Genomic DNA, 2,070 nt, shown 5'->3' with positions numbered 1-2,070 from the left:
CGCTGACATGGAAATTGAATATTATGTCAGGTTGACGATGAAAATTATAATCCCGCGCACTTATTTTTCTATGCCTACATGCTACACGTATTATAACCATACGTGAAGAAAGCATTATCTTCTGATTTGAAAAAAACCAGATGCAGACCGGCAACGGGCAAAGTAACTGCATCAAACTGATGCCGGGGCAAATTTTCAACATTGCCGCCCATCCTCATGCCCCGCTCAATACCTGCTGGCAGATTGTCGGGATCAACCATCAGAGTCGCTGCCCGCAGGCACTGGGTGACAATGGCGGCGAGGGCACCACACTCAGCAATGACTTCAGCTTTATCGATGGCTATGCCGACTGGCGACCGCCATTTCATGACAAGCCCCTGGCGGATGGGGATGAGAGTGCCACAGTGGTCGGGCCGGAAGTGATTGTTTCTTACCTTAACGGCGATATTGACCGACCGATAGTGACCGGCAGTGTCTATAACGCCGTCAACCGTCCGCCGCTATATTTACCCGCCGCGAAGACCCGAAGACCCGCACCACGTTTAAAACCAAAACCCACAAAGAAGACTGTAGCTTCGATGCTGCTTATACCCAGTCTGCTGAGCCACCGCCTGTTTTGCCTCGCCACGGCTTCCCAGCATCTGCATTGTGCCATTGACACTCACCACCACTTCCGTTGAATAGCGATCCCTCCGTTTCAGGGTAAAAATATCGGTTGACGGGTTGCTTAAGGTAAACCCCAGCAACACTTTTTTTCCTCGTCAACAGCCTTCTGGCAACGACTAACCAGACTGGTAGTCTCCTTGCCGACCACGGTAATATCAAAAATGCACATAGACCGGATTATCACTCGGACCATTTAACGCATTGATCGCGCAGCTCAGGAATGTGCCATTAGCAGTGCCGACATGGCGGATATTTATTTACACGAGCATAAAGCAAAGGAGTACACTATCTGAATTAATCAGAACTATGAGGAAAGAAAAATGTTACCTCCCACTGTTTATTTCAATCAAGAGTTTGCTCCCGGTGATTTAATTTATGGCTTACGTCGTGAAATAGCCAGATACGCCGATTTTTTACACCTTAAAATAAATCTGGATGCATTTGATGTTCAGGCAGTAACCATTGATCAATATGTCGTTCCACGGGAAGTGGAACTATCAACAACAGGGAGATGTCGATTTTATAATATGACGTTACCAAAAAATATACTGTATTTTCAGAATTTTATTTCTTATTTAGCAGACCATCCTAAATATCATACTGCGCTCACATACCCGAATGAAAACAACTCCCGAATCTCAGGCAGAAAGTGTAAAGGCGCATTATCATGGGTTACCTTGGGTAATAATGCGTTGACTGAAAATATGCATATTCATTTCCTCCTCGATGGTATCAATATGGAATATGTCGTGAATAAAAAACCCTATCCGGGGAATCCGGATCTTGAAACAAACGTGACAGCCAGAGAGTTAAGGTGGATCTACAGAAACAAAGACCACCCACAGGTACAACGAAAAATATTATTCTGGTTGAACAGAGAACTGACACCCCCACCCTGGACAGGAAACGGGGCTGTGTTATGGCGGAATTATGTACCACATCATATTCTCTGACATGTTTATTATATATGTGATTGATCTCCATCCGCTGATATCTGCCCGAAAACGCGGTCAAATATCCCGGGCCGTCTGGCTGGCAGTGCGGTTTTTGCTGCGACAGGCTTCCGCCACGGTATCCAGCCAGTGCGGGTCTAGAATTTCGGCATCACGGCAGGTCAGCGGCTCATCGTGTTGCGCATAGATATTGCCCCGCACTCGTCTGTGTTCATCACGGATGCGCTTACATAAACTCAACCAGCCGGTTATTCGCAGCATCAGTAACACCCGGTTGACGGTTTCACACGACGCCTTGCCTTTATAGGGTGACGCCATCATATAGTTATTATGTGAATTATATATAACTTTTCATAATCATGAGAGTTTCATATTTCCTATTCCTTTCCATGTGGTTGCTGAAGCGGCATTCAAAAAAATCTTAACTTTTTTGATTAGCTGCCACATATAT

At 45.7% G+C, this 2,070-nt stretch carries 1 protein-coding gene and 3 pseudogenes; 2 read left to right on the top strand and 2 right to left on the bottom strand.

Features of this window, described 5'->3' with window-relative positions; all coding sequences use genetic code 11:
- Positions 1-134: 134 nt before the first annotated feature.
- Positions 135-562: pseudogene (locus tag IQ211_RS19785) on the top strand (type VI secretion system tip protein VgrG); the annotation flags it as partial.
- On the opposite strand, the pseudogene IQ211_RS18955 reads toward IQ211_RS19785, so the two are convergent.
- Positions 543-923 (bottom strand): annotated as a pseudogene (locus IQ211_RS18955) (DUF3577 domain-containing protein). The pseudogenes IQ211_RS19785 and IQ211_RS18955 overlap by 20 nt on opposite strands.
- A 63-nt stretch (positions 924-986) precedes the next feature.
- On the opposite strand from IQ211_RS18955, the gene IQ211_RS18950 reads away from it, so the two are divergent.
- Positions 987-1,619: a hypothetical protein gene (locus IQ211_RS18950; RefSeq protein ID WP_189761352.1), complete on the top strand. Its 633-nt coding sequence runs from the start codon at positions 987-989 to the stop codon at positions 1,617-1,619.
- A gap of 60 nt (positions 1,620-1,679) precedes the next feature.
- Here the strand turns inward: IQ211_RS18950 and IQ211_RS18945 are convergent.
- Positions 1,680-1,964: pseudogene (locus tag IQ211_RS18945) on the bottom strand (STY4528 family pathogenicity island replication protein); the annotation flags it as partial.
- Between the last annotated feature and the right edge of the window lie 106 nt (positions 1,965-2,070).

Source organism: Xenorhabdus griffiniae, from assembly GCF_015163655.1.
Taxonomy (GTDB): Bacteria; Pseudomonadota; Gammaproteobacteria; order Enterobacterales; family Enterobacteriaceae; genus Xenorhabdus; species Xenorhabdus griffiniae.
Note: the sequence above shows the minus strand (reverse complement) of the source record. Positions and strands in the feature narration are given on the sequence as shown.

What these genes read in the sequence shown, in the direction of transcription:
- IQ211_RS18950 (WP_189761352.1), top strand. Translation starts at nt 987, where the DNA reads ATGTTACCTCCCACTGTTTATTTCAATCAAGAGTTTGCTCCCGGTGAT.